This window comes from Streptomyces sp. NPDC029164 (genome assembly GCF_055563995.1).
Genome location: NZ_JBVHWW010000023.1, coordinates 89815 through 103049, shown reverse-complemented (window position 1 = coordinate 103049; position 13235 = coordinate 89815). Strand labels below are relative to the sequence as shown.

Annotated in this window: 15 protein-coding genes and 1 tRNA gene; 5 read left to right on the top strand and 11 right to left on the bottom strand. The window is 72.7% G+C overall.

Going from position 1 to position 13235, the window contains the following annotated elements:
- Nucleotides 1–275: 275 nt before the first annotated feature.
- Nucleotides 276–665 (bottom strand): response regulator, encoded by a 390-nt coding sequence (locus ACZ4VT_RS22730; protein ID WP_467952136.1) that lies wholly within the window; start codon nucleotides 663–665, stop codon nucleotides 276–278.
- Between the two features lie 99 nt (nucleotides 666–764).
- Between ACZ4VT_RS22730 and ACZ4VT_RS22725 the strand changes: the two genes are divergently transcribed.
- Nucleotides 765–1049: a hypothetical protein gene (locus ACZ4VT_RS22725; RefSeq protein ID WP_467952134.1), complete on the top strand. Its 285-nt coding sequence runs from the start codon at nucleotides 765–767 to the stop codon at nucleotides 1047–1049.
- A gap of 192 nt (nucleotides 1050–1241) precedes the next feature.
- On the top strand, nucleotides 1242–2351 hold the full coding sequence (locus tag ACZ4VT_RS22720; RefSeq protein ID WP_467952132.1) for a serine hydrolase domain-containing protein: 1110 nt from the start codon (nucleotides 1242–1244) through the stop codon (nucleotides 2349–2351).
- 274 nt (nucleotides 2352–2625) lie between these two features.
- Here ACZ4VT_RS22720 and ACZ4VT_RS22715 read toward each other — a convergent pair whose 3' ends face one another.
- A complete protein-coding gene (locus ACZ4VT_RS22715) occupies nucleotides 2626–6099 on the bottom strand; it encodes a M28 family peptidase (protein ID WP_467952202.1) in 3474 nt (1157 codons plus the stop codon).
- Nucleotides 6100–6277: 178 nt separating this feature from the next.
- Between ACZ4VT_RS22715 and ACZ4VT_RS22710 the strand changes: the two genes are divergently transcribed.
- Complete coding sequence (locus ACZ4VT_RS22710; RefSeq protein WP_467952130.1) at nucleotides 6278–7237, top strand: LysR family transcriptional regulator; 960 nt, start codon at nucleotides 6278–6280, stop codon at nucleotides 7235–7237.
- A 69-nt stretch (nucleotides 7238–7306) separates the two neighbouring features.
- Here ACZ4VT_RS22710 and ACZ4VT_RS22705 read toward each other — a convergent pair whose 3' ends face one another.
- The 4 genes from ACZ4VT_RS22705 to ACZ4VT_RS22690 all read right to left on the bottom strand — a co-directional run bounded on the left by ACZ4VT_RS22705 (nucleotide 7307) and on the right by ACZ4VT_RS22690 (nucleotide 9153).
- Nucleotides 7307–8137: a class I SAM-dependent methyltransferase gene (locus ACZ4VT_RS22705; RefSeq protein ID WP_467952128.1), complete on the bottom strand. Its 831-nt coding sequence runs from the start codon at nucleotides 8135–8137 to the stop codon at nucleotides 7307–7309.
- Nucleotides 8138–8247: 110 nt separating this feature from the next.
- Entirely contained in the window at nucleotides 8248–8508 is a 261-nt protein-coding gene (locus ACZ4VT_RS22700; RefSeq protein WP_467952126.1) for a hypothetical protein, read from the bottom strand.
- Nucleotides 8495–8779: a DUF6400 family protein gene (locus tag ACZ4VT_RS22695; RefSeq protein WP_467952124.1), complete on the bottom strand. Its 285-nt coding sequence runs from the start codon at nucleotides 8777–8779 to the stop codon at nucleotides 8495–8497. Before ACZ4VT_RS22695 ends, ACZ4VT_RS22700 begins: the two co-directional genes overlap by 14 nt.
- Nucleotides 8780–9015: 236 nt before the next feature.
- The gene (locus ACZ4VT_RS22690; protein ID WP_467952122.1) at nucleotides 9016–9153 is read right to left on the bottom strand and encodes a hypothetical protein; all 138 of its coding nucleotides are present in this window, start codon (nucleotides 9151–9153) and stop codon (nucleotides 9016–9018) included.
- Nucleotides 9154–9203: 50 nt separating this feature from the next.
- Here ACZ4VT_RS22690 and ACZ4VT_RS22685 point away from each other — a divergent pair, with 50 nt between their 5' ends.
- Nucleotides 9204–9611, top strand: coding sequence for an ATP-binding cassette domain-containing protein (locus ACZ4VT_RS22685; RefSeq protein WP_467952120.1), 408 nt, complete (start codon nucleotides 9204–9206; stop codon nucleotides 9609–9611).
- Between the two features lie 13 nt (nucleotides 9612–9624).
- On the opposite strand, the gene ACZ4VT_RS22680 is transcribed toward ACZ4VT_RS22685, so the two are convergent.
- The 5 genes from ACZ4VT_RS22680 to ACZ4VT_RS22660 all read right to left on the bottom strand — a co-directional run bounded on the left by ACZ4VT_RS22680 (nucleotide 9625) and on the right by ACZ4VT_RS22660 (nucleotide 12538).
- Nucleotides 9625–9879 (bottom strand): antitoxin MazE7, encoded by a 255-nt coding sequence (locus ACZ4VT_RS22680; RefSeq protein WP_467952118.1) that lies wholly within the window; start codon nucleotides 9877–9879, stop codon nucleotides 9625–9627.
- Between the two features lie 79 nt (nucleotides 9880–9958).
- Nucleotides 9959–11239, bottom strand: a complete 1281-nt coding sequence (locus ACZ4VT_RS22675) for a mannosyltransferase family protein (protein WP_467952116.1) — start codon at nucleotides 11237–11239, stop codon at nucleotides 9959–9961.
- Between the two features lie 100 nt (nucleotides 11240–11339).
- Complete coding sequence (locus ACZ4VT_RS22670) at nucleotides 11340–11765, bottom strand: hypothetical protein (protein ID WP_467952114.1); 426 nt, start codon at nucleotides 11763–11765, stop codon at nucleotides 11340–11342.
- The gene (locus tag ACZ4VT_RS22665) at nucleotides 11758–12255 is read right to left on the bottom strand and encodes a SigE family RNA polymerase sigma factor (protein WP_467952112.1); all 498 of its coding nucleotides are present in this window, start codon (nucleotides 12253–12255) and stop codon (nucleotides 11758–11760) included. Before ACZ4VT_RS22665 ends, ACZ4VT_RS22670 begins: the two co-directional genes overlap by 8 nt.
- Nucleotides 12256–12464: 209 nt before the next feature.
- Nucleotides 12465–12538, bottom strand: a tRNA-Met gene (locus ACZ4VT_RS22660).
- Between the two features lie 288 nt (nucleotides 12539–12826).
- On the opposite strand from ACZ4VT_RS22660, the gene ACZ4VT_RS22655 reads away from it, so the two are divergent.
- A complete protein-coding gene (locus ACZ4VT_RS22655; protein WP_030384970.1) occupies nucleotides 12827–13030 on the top strand; it encodes a cold-shock protein in 204 nt (67 codons plus the stop codon).
- The last annotated feature ends 205 nt before the right edge of the window (nucleotides 13031–13235 follow it).

Sequence of the window (13235 nt, the reverse complement as noted above, 5' to 3'; positions counted from 1 at the left end):
GGCAGCGCGCGGGCGGTGTGCCCGTGCGCCGGAAGGTGGGGGGTGCGGCCGGCCAGAGCGGGGCCGGGTCGTCACAGACCGGTGTGCAGGATGGAACGGGGCAGGCCCAGGAAGGGGAATCTGGGCATGTCCCTGACAATTCCCGGTTGGTGAAGACCGGGTGCCCGAATCGTAGGAACCCCGGGCGGCCCGGACCAGGGCGATCTCCGGCCAATCGCACTCCCCGGCCCGGACCGGCCGGATCCCGACGACGGGCCGGAGACCGAAGAGCGGAATCAGGCCGCGGCCGGCCGGGCCAGCCGCTCGACGCGAGCCAGGAACTCGGTGGGGTGGAACGGCTTCGCGAGGCAGTCGCTCACCCCGGCCTCCAGGGCGCGGACCGTGCACTCCGGGTCCGCCGGCGGAAGCGCCAGGATCGGCACGCGCCCGTGGTCGGGGTGGCGGCGGATCTCCTCGAACAGCGCCACCTCGTCCAGCCCCGGGCCGGTGCGCTCGCAGATCACCAGGGCGATCGGACCGGCGCTGCCCAGCAGCGCGACGGTGTCCACCCCGCTCCCGCCGTCGACCACGGCGAACCCCCGGCCCGCGAGGAGCCGCTCCAGCAGGGTCCGGAGGGTGCGGTCCTTCGCCACAAGGAGGATCTTGCTCGGGGAATCGCCGCTCATGGTGTTGCCTCTTCGTTCGCGTCCGTGGGTCCTGGAGAGCGTACGAGGTGGGGCGTGTGAGCGCCCGCTCCGGGGCACCTGATCCGGTAGCTTCGGGCCATGACCACTGAGCCGCAGAGCTTCCAGATCCTGCTGGTGCCCGAACACATCGAGAACCTGCGCGGTGCCTCCGCCGCGGACAGGGCCCTGCGCGCGGCCACGGTCGAGGCCACCGGGGAGACCGGCGCCTCCGGCTACCCCCACTACCGCGGTGAGGGCATGGAGGCCGACATCGACCCGCGTACCCGCTCGATCGAGGCGCTGCTCGTCGACGGCGCGGAGCTGGACCTCGGCATGACCGCCATGATCGCCCCCGAGCGGGGCCGGAGCGGCACCTCGCGGTGACCACGGGCCGCCGGCCCGGTCGCCCCCGGACCTCCCGTAGCAGCTGAAGCCGCGGGGAGAAAGAGGGCGAATCCGTCCGGCTGCCCAGGTCGCCCTCGATGTTGGCCGGGAGCGGGCCAGCGCCGCCCGGGCCCCGCGGCGTAGCGTTTTTCCCTTCGGGAAGAACGCCGGAGCCGCATCGAGGAGACCGAGATGACCAAGTCCGTTCCCCAGAGGATGAGTTCACGCGCGGCCGTACAGGAGGTCCTGGACCGGGCCGTGAGCGAGAGCGGCCTTCCCGGGATGGCCGCCGAGGTCCAGGACCGCACGGGAAGCTGGTTCGCCGCGGCGGGCGTGGCGGACAAGGCGTCCGGGCGCGCGCGGCTGCCGCAGGAGCAGTTCCGCATCGGCAGCACCACCAAGACCTTCACGGCCACCCTCCTCCTCCAGCTGGCGGCCGAGCACCGGCTCGGCCTGGACGACACCGTCGAGGAGTGGCTGCCGGGCCTGGTCCGGGGCAACGGCAACGACGGCGGCGGCATCACCCTCCGCCAGCTGCTCGGCATGACCAGCGGACTCTTCAACTACGCCCAGGACGAAGCGCTGACCTCCCGGCACTACGGCCCGGCGTTCCTGGAGCACCGCTACGACACGTTCCGCCCGGAGCAGCTGGTGGAGGTCGCGATGGCCCACGCCCCCGACTTCGCACCGGGCGAGGGCTGGATCTACAGCAACACCGGCTACGTCCTGTGCGGCCTGATCATCGAGAAGGCCACCGGCCGGAGCTACGCCGACGAGCTCGACGAGCGCATCGTCCGCCCGCTCGGCCTGACCGGGACCTACCTGCCGGGCGGTGACCAGCACGAGCTGCGCGGGCCGCACACCCGGCTTTACAGCAAGAACCACCTGCCCGCGCCCGACGCCGAGATCCACGACGTGACCGAGATCGATGCCAGCTTCGCCTGGACGGCCGGCGGCATGGTCTCCACCGTCGGTGACCTGAACCGGTTCTTCGGCGCGCTGCTGGCCGGCCGGCTGCTGCCGCCCGCCCAGCAAGGTGAGATGTTCACGGTGTTCCCCACCCCCGAGGGCAAGTGGATCCCCAGCACCTCCTACGGCCTCGGCGTGGCCTCGGTGGACCTGTCCTCCGGTGCGACGGTCTGGGGCATGGGAGGCGCCTTCACCGGATCGTTCTGCTACACCTACGGCACCCGCGACGGCGAGCACCTGGTCTCCCAGAGCCTCAACGGCGACTGGAGCGACCCGATCGGCCTCTTCACCGAGGTGCTCGAAGCCGAGTTCGCCCGGGGCGGCTCCGCGTGACCACCGGATCCTGAGGCCCCGGAGCCCGGGGCCGCAGGGCACGGCAGGCGTTGGGGGAGGGGGGGGGGGGGGGGGGGGGGGGGGGGGGGAAGGGGGGGGGGGGGGGGGGGGGGGGGGGGGGGGGGGGGGGGGGGGGGGGGGGGGGTACGTANNNCCCATCCTCCCGGCGTCTCCTGCGCGATAACCCCCACTCACCTTCGAACACTCTTTTATCCTCCCGCCCCCCCCCCCCCCGCCTGGGGGCCGGCCCGGACACCGGAGGGCCGGGTGGGCGTCAGCTCACCTGGAGGGCGACATCGTCCACGACGAAGGAGGTCTGGAGGGACTGGTCCTCCACGCCGCCGAACTTCAGGGTGACGGTCTGGCCGGCGAAGGCGGAGAGGTCGTAGGACTTCTCGGCGTAGCCGGAGTTCGCGTCCAGGTTGGAGAAGGACGCCAGCGTCTGGCCGGCGACGGAGACGGTGAAGCGGTCGTAGACGACGTTCTCGTCCTCGTCCGTGTCGATGTGGAGGAAGAACGAGAGCCGGTACGAGGAGCAGCCCGACGGGACGGCGACCGACTGCGAGGCACTGTCGGTGTGGGTGGACCCGTACCCGTTCAGCCATGCCTTGTAGCTGCCGCCGTGCGGGGCCTGTCCGGACTGGTTGGTGATGACGCCCGCGGTCGCGCTCCACGGGCTCGCGCCGTTCTCGAAGCCGCCGTTGACCACGAGCCGGCGCGGCGTGCAGCTGCCGCCGCCGGTGACGGTCAGCGTGTAGGTGGTGCTGTGGCTGACGGTGCCGGAGCCGGTGACCGTCAGGGTGTAGGTACCCGGCACGGTGCTCGCGCCGACCTGGACGGACAGGGTGGAGGAACTGCCGGACTGTACGGACGCGGGGCTCAGCGTGGCGCTCACGCCGGCCGGCGCGCCGGTGACGGACAGGGCGACGGTCTGGGCGGCGCCGCTCACGGTGGCGGTGTTCACCGTGGCGGTGGTGGAACCGCCGGGGGCCGCGCTGCCCGCGGACGGGCTGACGCCGATGGAGAAGTCCTGCGCGGGGCTCTCACCGCCGACGGCCAGCTTCCACACGGCGTGGGCGACGCCGTCGGCGCTGCGGTCCAGCACCGTGGCACTGATGTTGTTCGTGGTGTCGCAGGAGCTGTGGTAGCAGGGGTCGTAGGCGGCGTTGGCCGTGCCGCCCCACTTCGCGGCCTGCGCCGAGGTCTTGCGGGCGCTGGCCCCGGCCGCGTAGCCGGAGGTGGGGATGCCGCCCTGCTGGAAGGAGTAGTCGTCGCTGCGGCCCTGGCCCTCGGTGTTCTCCTCGGGGGCGAGGTTCAGCGAGGTCCAGTACGCCTTGAGCGGGGCGGCGGTCGCGGAGTTGACGTTGTTGATGAAGTAGCCGCCGTTGGTGGAGCCGACCATGTCGAAGTTGTAGTAGCCCTTGATGGCCGCGCGCTGGGCGCCGCTCAGCTGGTTGACGTAGAACTCGGAGCCGTTGAGGCCCTGCTCCTCGTCGGTCCACCAGGCGAAGCGCACGTGCTTGGTCATCGTGGGGTTCTTCTGGGCGAGGACGAGGGCGTTCTCCAGCAGGGTCGCGGAGCCCGAGCCGTTGTCGTTGATGCCGGGGCCGGCCGAGACGCCGTCGAGGTGGGCGCCGAACATGACGGTCTGGTCGGCGGGGCCGCCCGGCCAGTCGGCGATCAGGTTGTTCGACGGGTAGGTGCAGGAGGTGCAGTTCTGCTCGGTGACGGTGTAGCCGGCGGCCTGCAGCTTGCCCTTCACGTAGGCCAGGGACTGGGTGTAGCCCGCGCTGCCGGCACGGCGGTGGCCGCCGTTCTGGGACGCGATGGTGCCGAACTGGGCCAGGTGCGCCTGCACGTTGGCGACGCTGATGTCCGGCGGGTCGTTGCCGGGCTGGGTTCCGCCGACGTTGAGCGTGTAATCGACGGTGTGGGAGAGGGCGGCGCCCTGTCCCCTGACGACGACGGTGGACGCGCCGGGCGCCGCGTTGGCGGTGGCGGTCAGGGTCAGTAGGGAGGACTGGCCGGACTGCACGGTGGCGGGATTGAAGGAGGCGCTCACCCCGGCCGGCAGACCGCTCGCGGTCAGCGTCACCGACTGGGCGGTGCCGGTGGTGACGGTGGTGCCGACGGTCGTGGTGACGGTACCGCCCTGCTGGACGGTGCCCGACGAGGGGTTCAGCGCCATCGAGAAGTCGTTGTTCTGGCCGCTCGGGGTGCAGGTCGGGTCCGCGGACTGGGCGGGCACGCTGATCGCGTCCCAGGCGCTCTTGGTCTTGTTGAAGAGATCGCAGGTGGCGTCGAGGGACTTCGCGGAGTTCAGCGTCGCCGTGCGGTACTTCTTGTAGGACATGCCGCTCGTCTTGAGCAGCATGCCGCCGTAGAAGATCTTGCCGGCGTTCTGGACGCCGACCCCGGTGACCGTGGACTGGTTGCAGGTCGGGCTGTTCGGCTTGCCGCCGCCCGGGCTGCTGCCCTCGGCCAGCAGGTAGAACCAGTGGTTCAGCGGTCCGGCGGCCGCGTGCACCTCGGTGCCGGGTATCGCGGAGCTGTAGCAGGCCGGGTCGTTGTTGACGGCCGGCGGGTTGTACATGTTGCGGATCGGGCCCCGGCCCTGGAGGTTGATGACCTCACCGACGGTGTAATCGGGTGTGTCGTACGGGGCCGGCTGGTTGATGTACGCCTCGGTCAGCGCGCCGAAGATGTCGCCGGTGCCCTCGCCGAGGCCGGACTCCTGGCCGCTGGTGCCGCCGGGGGTGTTGGAGTCGATGGCGTGCCCGTACTCGTGGGCCACCACGTCCACGCCGGCGATCCACTCGTTGGCGCTGTTGTGCCCGATGGTGACCGAGCTGCCGTCCCAGTAGGCGTTGAGGTCGTTCAGGCCGACCTTGCCCGGGAAGCCGCGGCCGTTGCCGCTGATGCCGTTGCGGCCGAGCCACTGGGAGAGCATGTCCCACTGCTTCTGCGCCGCGAACATCAGGTCGACGCAGCCGGTCTCCTTGCTCGTGGGGTTGCCGGTGCCCCAGGAGTCGGAGGACTTGGTGAAGACCGAGCCGTTGCCGTGGTCCGCGCAGCTGAGGCCGGGCCGGTTCGGGTCGCGCAGCGTGTACGTGGAACCCGAGTTGGTGGTGTCGATGGAGACCGGTCCCGGCCCGTTCCACTTGCTGTTGCCGGAGCCGGCCACCACGTCGTCGTAGCTGTCGACGAAGGCGCCGGTCCGCGCGTCCACGAAGACGTGCAGCCTGCTGGGCGCGGTCTTGGTACGGCCGCTCAGCACGGTCTCCCAGGCCAGCACCGGCTTGTCGTCCTTGAGCCGGACGACGAGCCGGCTGCTCTCGACCTTGTCGACCGAGGCCAGCCTCGACCGCGAGGTGGACTCGGCGTCCTTGGCGGAGACCGACGCGCGGGTCGCCACGTCGATCCGTACGGAGGAGGCGGACTGGAGGGCGCGCACCTTGCCGGAGCCGTCCGCCAGCACGACCGCGTCGCCGCCGACGACCGGCAGGCCGCGGTAGCTGCGCTCGTACGAGACGGAGTAGAGGTCCTTCACCCAGGGGGTGACGAGACGCCTTTCGTACTGTTCCTGGGAGGAGTTGACCAGGGAGTCGAGACCGCTGTCGACGGCCTGGTCGGCCGCCGCGACCGCACGTGCGGCCGGTGTGTCCTTCGGGGAGGGTGCGGGCTGCGCCTGCTGCGCCGCCGATGCCGTTCCGGCCAGGGTGCCGGCGAGTCCTGCGGTCAGCGCCATCGCCGCCACGGCCGCCGTCCATCTTCTGGGCTGCAACGTCCACTCCGATCGTGGGGGGTCGGGGATGAGTGTTCGTTCGCGGCCGAGTATGAGCGTGGACATGACGAGAATGGGACATCCCGGCCGGCATAAGGCCCGCGTTATGGTGCCGGGACGGCCGGCTGCGTACGCTGCCCGGATGCGGCTGGAGTTGAGGCATCTGCAAGCCGTCTGCCGGATCGCGGAGGCGGGCAGTCTGGGGGGCGCGGCGCGGCGGCTCGGTGTCTCCCAGCCGGCACTCTCCGCACAGCTGCGGCGCATCGAACAGGTCACGGGCGGCGAGCTGTTCGTACGCGGCCGGGGCGGGGTGGAACCCACCGCGCTGGGGCAGTTCGTCCTGGCCAGGGCGCGGCGCGTGCTCAGCGAGATGGACGCCCTGGGAGCGGACGCGCGCGCCCTGTCCTCCGGTGGCCCGCTGCGCCTGGGCTGCATCCTGCTCGTGCTGCTCGACGGCCTGCTCGCCCAGACCGACCTGTCCATGTCCGGCCGGGAGATCGCCGTGGACCTGGAGGATTCGGTGACCGCGCTGACCCGGATGCTCGGCGCCGGGCGCTACGACGCCATCGTCTACGGAGAGGTCAACGACCACGAGGTCCCGCTGCCGGAGGGGACCCTGGCCAGAACGCTGATCCCGAAGGAGCCCTTCTGCATCCGGCTGTCGGCGAAGCACCCCCTGGCGGGCCTCGACCGCATCGACCTGGCGGACCTCGCCGACGAGCCCTGGCTGACCCTGGTCGAGGACGACGACGGCGGCCCCGAGGCGCTCGTGGCCGCCTGCGCGAAGGCCGGTTTCAGTCCGTCACTGCGCTACCGGATCACCGACCGCAAGATGCAGCACGACCTGATCGCCGCGGGCCGCGCGGTCTCGCTCTGCCAGCCGACGGCGCCGCCGGGGGAGGGCACGGTGATGCGCCCGCTCGTGGGCACCCCCATCACGGGGCGCATCCGGCTGGCCTGGAACCGCTCGGCGCTGTCGGCCGGGCAGGCGGAACTGCTCTACCGGGCCGCGGCCCGCGCCTACCTGGCCAACGTGGACAACAACCCCTTCCACAAGGAGTGGTGGGACGCCCACCCGGAAGCGCACCCGGCCGTCGACTGACCCGGCGGGACACCGGGCGGGACACCAGGCGGGAAACCGGGCGGGAGACCGGGCCGGCCAGGGGGCCGATCAGCCCCGGCGGTGGGCGGTCAGCAGGAGGTACTCCCACTCCATGACGCCGTCCACGGTGTGCTCGGCGGCGAGGGAGTCGAGCGAGGCGTCCAGGGCGGCGACCCGGTCCGGATCGCCGGCGACGGCGCGGTAGACGGCGATCGTCGGCCCGTAGCAGGCCTTGAAGAACTCCCGGAAGTCCGCGGGCCGCGCGAAGCGGTCCACACGGACCGTCTCGCGGCGGGCGTCGACGTCGGTCACCGCGTCGCCCAGCAGCTCGTGGACGTGTTCCTCGTCCCCCCACAGGGGCGGCGGCTGGGCGCCGGGCGGCGGCGGGGGAGCGAAGGGCTTCATCGTGGCGAACATCCGGCCCACGAAGCCCTGCGGGGTCCAGTTGGCCAGCCCGATCGTGCCGCCGGAGCGGCAGACACGCAGCATCTCCTCGGCGGCGGCCCGGTGGTGCGGGGCGAACATGACGCCGACGCACGACATGACGATGTCGAACTCCCCGTCCGCGAAGGGCAGGGCCTCGGCGTCCGCCTCCCGCCACTCCAGCCGGGCGCCGCGTACGGCGGCCAGGTGCCGCCCGATCTCCAGCAGCTCGGGGGTGAGGTCGGAGGCCACCACGTCGGCCCCGGCCAGAGCCGCCGGTATGGCCGCGTTGCCGGAACCCGCCGCGACGTCGAGGACCCGGTCGCCCTGGCTGACGCCGCACTCCCGCACGAGCCGGGCCCCGAGCTCCGGGATGACGTGGGAGACCACGGAGGGGTAGTCGCCCTGCGCCCACATCGCGCGGTGCCGGGCCTTCAGGGTGCGGTCCGCCTGGGCCGCTTCGCTCGCCTCGGTCATGACAGCCGTCCTCCAGGGCTCGGAGCAGCCCCTTCTACGAGGATAGGCACCTCCCGCGGGCCCGGCCCCTCGACCGCCGCGGGGCGGGCCGGAGCCGGGTCCGGGGTGGGTCAGGGGTGGGACAGGCCGCCGGTGAGACGGCTCCACAGGGTGGTGCGGGTCGCGCCGAAGCCGCTCTCGTGCACCCAGACGTGGGTACAGCCCGGGCACTGCAGGTGGAGCAGGCTGCCCGTGTTGGAGAGCAGGTAGCGCCAGTGCGCGGAGCAGGCGCCGCGCTTCCCGCACGGTTCGCACCCGCGGGTGTCGTCGCAGTTCGGGCAGGCCACCCAGGCCCGGCGGCCGATGTCGGCCTGCGGGTCAAGCGGCAGCACGGCCGTGTCCTCGATCGGGGAGCACGCCGGCCGCGACCAGGTCGTCGTACACGCGCTGCTGTTGCTCGTCGAGTCCCGAGTACAGCAGGTCGTACGCCGCCTCTTCGCCGCGCAGTACCTCGATCGGGTCCCAGTCGGGGCCGAGGGCCTCCATCACCTGGGCCCGCCGGAGGACCTCCTGGGAGGTCAGGTCGACGGTGAAGCCGACCAGCTCGGGCGCGCCGGACGCGTCGTCCGGGCCGGTGGGGGGAGTGGGGTGCTGCGGGCTCATGATTCGAACTTAGGTAACCCTTCCTTGATCGGTCAAGGGAGGGTGGGCGGAGTCACAGCACGCCCCGCAGTCGGGGCGGAGCCCGGAGTCACGGCGCAGCCCGGAGTCACGGCAGCGCCCAGGGCGCCGGGCGCCGTGCTCGCCCGTCGTGCGGGCGTCCCGGACCTCGGTGGCCAGGCTGCGCCAGAACCGCTCGGCGCCCGGGATGCCGACGTTCGTGTGCGGTAGACGCGCTCCTAGCCCGGCACGCCGGCCGCGAAGGCGCACGCCTCGCGCACCATGGCGCGGGCCGGCCCGCGCCGGCGCTGGGCGGGGCGTACGTGGGCCCGCAGGAGCCGGGCGCTGCCTGCCGGGTGCACCGTGCCCGGACCCAACTGGCGGCCGTGCAGTACGTGTTCCAGAGCACTGGCCGGTCCTCGACCAGGTGGCCCGTACGGCCGTCCGGCTGCGCGGGGCCGACGCGTGGGGCGCACGCGCGGAGGCCGCCCGGACGAGGGAGGTGCTCGGCCTGGGCGCGGGTCCGGCCGGCCGCCGCCCGGGGGAGCTCTCCGGCGGGGAACTCCAGCGCGCCGCGCCGGCCAGGGCCCTGCTCGCACGCCCGCGGGTGCTCGTCTGCGACGAGGTCACCTCCGGCCTCGACCCCGCCACCCGCGCAGCCGTGCTCGACCTGCTCGCCGGGCTGCGCGAACACAAGTGCCTCGCCCCTGTGTTCATCACCCACGACCTCGCGGCCGCGGCCGCGCTGGCCGACCGTACCGCCGGCCCGGAGGCGGGACGCCTCGCTCGAACGGGCGAGCCGGAAGGCGCCGCTGGACCCGGTCTGCGTGGCTGACGGCCCGGTGCCGCTACGACCGGGTGCGGGTGTCGGACGGCCGGCGGGCCGCGAGGCCGCCGAAGTCGCGGGCGAACCCCTCGCGGAAACCGGGCCGTTCGAGCGCCTTCTCGAAGGCGAGCGCCGCGCGGGCGAGCGCGGCCGCGTTCTCCTGGGCGGCGGCGAGTTCGGCGAGGTACGCCCGCAGGCTCAGTCCGCGGTCCGCGGCGAGCGCGGCGAGCCGGTCGTGCACATCGGTGTCGACCTCGACTGTGGTGGTGTCGGCCATGCACCGAGTATGCGCGCCCGCGGACCGGGCGGGGGGCCGTTCGCCGCAGGGCGCGGGGAGCAGGGGGCCGACCGCGTCCTCAGCCGGCCCAGCGGCCGGTGAGGAAGGTGAGGGCGACGGTGACGCCGAGCGGGCCGACGACGTACAGGTAGGCGGACCGCACCCGGCGGCGGCGCAGGCTCCAGGCGGCCAGGGCTGTCCACAGCGGCCACCACAGCAGCGTGGAACGGGGGATCGAGGTGTACCAGTAGGAGGTGCCCAGGGCCCACAGGGTGAGGGCCATGTAGAGCGCCTCGGGCCAGCGGCGGCCGCGTACCAGCACGGTGATCAGGACCACGCCGACCAGCATGGCCAGGAGTTCGGCCTGCCACATCAGCGCGTACCCGGTGGGCTGGGTGTGGTGGAAGGCGGCCTCCCAGGTGTTGCTCCAGGCTTCCCACGGCGCGTGGAAGTCCCGGTACCAGCCGCGTTCCTGGGCGTGCTTCCAGGCCATCCAGTCCCCGGTGTGCGTCTGCAGGTACCAGGAGTACAGCGCGGGCGCGAGCGCGGGCAGGAACAGCCAGGGCGCCGCGCGCCAGGCCGGGCGGCCCCGGGCGGTCAGGACGAAGTGCAGGACGAGCGCGGCCACGAGGAACAGTCCCGTGACGCGCACCGAACAGGCCAGGCAGGCCAGGACCGCGGCCGTCGGCCAGTGCTGCCGCTGCGCCGCCAGCCAGGCGGGCAGGGCCAGGGCCAGGAAGAGCGCCTCGGTGTAGCCGGCGGCGAGGAACACGGCGCACGGCGACAGCAGGAGGAAGAGCACCGTACGGCGGCCCGCGTCCTGGTCGGGCAGCCGGAGGCGGGCGATGCGGGCGAGAGCCAGGACGGCGACGCCGCCCGCGAGGAACGAGATCAGCGCTCCGGCCGCGGCCCAGTCGGGGACGACGGTGTGGACGGCGCGCAGCGTGAGGGGGAAGCCGGGGAAGAAGGCCTCACGGTTGTCCCAGCCGGCCGTCCAGGGTCCGGCCCGGTCGGGGAAGTAGCCGTCCCTGGCTATGTGCATGAAGTGCGTCCAGTCCCACTGCTGCCAGGGCGCGAGCGGCGAGGCGGGCCGGCGGGCGTCGCCGTCGGCGGGGAACAGCCAGCCGACGGCTCCCGCGACGGTCCAGACGCCGACGCGGGTCAGCAGGTAGAGCCACAGCACCTCGCGGTCGTCCGGGCCGAGACGGCCCGGTGTCCGCCGGACGCGGCGGGCGCGCCGGGTGTGGCCGGTGCGGTCGGTGCCGCCGGTGCCGCCGGTGCGGCCCTCGTCGGGGACGCGCGGCCCGGGGGTGCGCGAGTCGGCGACCGCAGCCGGCCGATGCGGGGCGGAAACGGACATACGGGATCTCCTGACCCTGTGAGGGCATGCGGAACCACCGGCCGGTGGTTCAAGGCCGGGGTCCGCGGGCGGTGATGGGGGGAGTGGCGAAGGGGGGGTGTTACCCGGGCATCCGCGAGGAAGTGGCGGACGCACCCGGGAACGTCGTCCCGGTGGGAGCGCCGGGCGGCTCCGTCGTATGGCGGGGCGGGGTCGCGCTCATGGTCGGAGTGGAGGACGGAAGGGTCGTCGGGGTGGGGGACGACGAGGTGGACGGCGTGGGGGTCGGCCCGGAGGACGGGGCCAGAGGAGAGGGAGTGCTCGCCGGGAGGACCGGGCCCGGGCTGTCCGGCAGGAACGCGGCGAGTCCCGCGCCGGTTCCGGCGAGGACGAGGCCGGCGGCGACGGCGAGGCCGGCGATCCGGCGCCGCCGGACCCGTTCCCCGCGCAGCTCGATGACGGCGACGGGCGGGAGCGCGGAGCGGGACTCTGCCTCGCAGGCGGCTTCCCGGAACAGGGACCGCAACGGGTCGTGGGACTCAGGCATCGGGAGCCTCCTCAATGCGGGGATCCTGCAGATGGCAGGAGAGCGCGGCCCGCCCCCGGGACAGATGGGTCTTGACCGTGCTCGCGGACAGGGAGGTCTCGGCGGCGATCTGCTCGACGGTCAGATCGCACAGGTAGTGCAGCGCCATCGTCCGGCGCTGCTTGGGGGGCAGCTGCCGCAGTGCCTCCACGAGGGCGACCGCCTCCGGACCCGGCCCCTCCACATGGGTCGCGGGTGCCGTGCGCCGCCAGGCGTCGGCGGTCCGCCGGCGTCCCCGCCAGCGGCTGACCGCGAGCCGCCAGGCGACCGTACGGATCCAGGCCTCCGGCCTGCCGTCGCGGTCCAGCTGGCGGCGGCGCCCCCAGCCCCTGACGAAGGCCTCCTGCACCACGTCCTGTGCCTCGTGATGGTCACCGAGCATCACGTACAGCTGTCCTGTGAGCCGTCCCGCCGCCTGCGCGTAGAACTCCTCGAACTCCTCGACGGTCAAAAAATCGCTCCCGAATCCATGTGCACCTCTCAGGGGGCATACGCCCGCCGCCCCGTATCCGGTTGACACCGGATGACAGGTCGTCGTGTGAGTGCCGTCACATGGTCGTCGGCCCGATTCCCGGCGGGCGGCTGCCTCTGGCCCGCGCCCCGGCCGGGGGAAATGACACGAGGGCCCGGATCCTGACGGATCCGGGCCCTCGTGAGCAGTAGCGGGGACAGGATTTGAACCTGCGACCTCTGGGTTATGAGCCCAGCGAGCTACCGAGCTGCTCCACCCCGCGTCGGTAGGCCTCACCCTACGGCATTCCGGGGGCCCAGCTCGCCACATTTCGGGACGGCCGGGCCCGTACGGTCCGCGCACCGGCGGAATCCCGCCGTCAAGGCGAGATCATTCCCCCTGGTGACCGTGCGTGCAGGCGTGTACCTTCACGGGTAGCTGTCGTGGTTCCAAGTGCCTTGCCCGTGCCTCTCGGTGTGGGCAGTTTTGCTGTGTTGTGCCGTAGGACCAGGGCGATCACCTCCGTCTTCCACGCCGTGTGGAAGACGTACGTCAACGGGAAGGCATGAACATGGCTACGGGAACCGTGAAGTGGTTCAACTCTGAGAAGGGCTTCGGCTTCATCGCCCAGGACGGTGGCGGCCCGGACGTCTTCGCCCACTACTCGGCGATCAACGCGTCCGGCTACCGTGAGCTCCAGGAGGGCCAGGCCGTGACGTTCGACATCACGCAGGGCCAGAAGGGCCCGCAGGCGGAGAACATCACCCCCGCCTAGTCTTCGGACCGCCGGAGAACCGTTTCGTCGCCAAGGTCGTCACTGATGTGATCACCGACGTGCCGAAACGTCCGACATGCGACACCAGGGCCGTGGGGGGACCGCCGCACGGCCCCGGTGTATGATGCACGGGTGAATCGCAGGGTGAGCGCCGACATCCCGGCGCGCGTCTGCGGGATGCTCTAAGAGCTGGTGGACTCCGGCC

Coding starts and splice junctions, on each gene's coding strand:
- ACZ4VT_RS22730 (WP_467952136.1), bottom strand. CDS start 665: ATGAGCGGCGATTCCCCGAGCAAGATCCTCCTTGTGGCGAAGGACCGC.
- ACZ4VT_RS22725 (WP_467952134.1), top strand. CDS start 765: ATGACCACTGAGCCGCAGAGCTTCCAGATCCTGCTGGTGCCCGAACAC.
- ACZ4VT_RS22720 (WP_467952132.1), top strand. CDS start 1,242: ATGACCAAGTCCGTTCCCCAGAGGATGAGTTCACGCGCGGCCGTACAG.
- ACZ4VT_RS22715 (WP_467952202.1), bottom strand. CDS start 6,099: ATGGCGCTGACCGCAGGACTCGCCGGCACCCTGGCCGGAACGGCATCG.
- ACZ4VT_RS22710 (WP_467952130.1), top strand. CDS start 6,278: ATGCGGCTGGAGTTGAGGCATCTGCAAGCCGTCTGCCGGATCGCGGAG.
- ACZ4VT_RS22705 (WP_467952128.1), bottom strand. CDS start 8,137: ATGACCGAGGCGAGCGAAGCGGCCCAGGCGGACCGCACCCTGAAGGCC.
- ACZ4VT_RS22695 (WP_467952124.1), bottom strand. CDS start 8,779: ATGAGCCCGCAGCACCCCACTCCCCCCACCGGCCCGGACGACGCGTCC.
- ACZ4VT_RS22680 (WP_467952118.1), bottom strand. CDS start 9,879: ATGGCCGACACCACCACAGTCGAGGTCGACACCGATGTGCACGACCGG.
- ACZ4VT_RS22675 (WP_467952116.1), bottom strand. CDS start 11,239: ATGTCCGTTTCCGCCCCGCATCGGCCGGCTGCGGTCGCCGACTCGCGC.
- ACZ4VT_RS22670 (WP_467952114.1), bottom strand. CDS start 11,765: ATGCCTGAGTCCCACGACCCGTTGCGGTCCCTGTTCCGGGAAGCCGCC.
- ACZ4VT_RS22655 (WP_030384970.1), top strand. CDS start 12,827: ATGGCTACGGGAACCGTGAAGTGGTTCAACTCTGAGAAGGGCTTCGGC.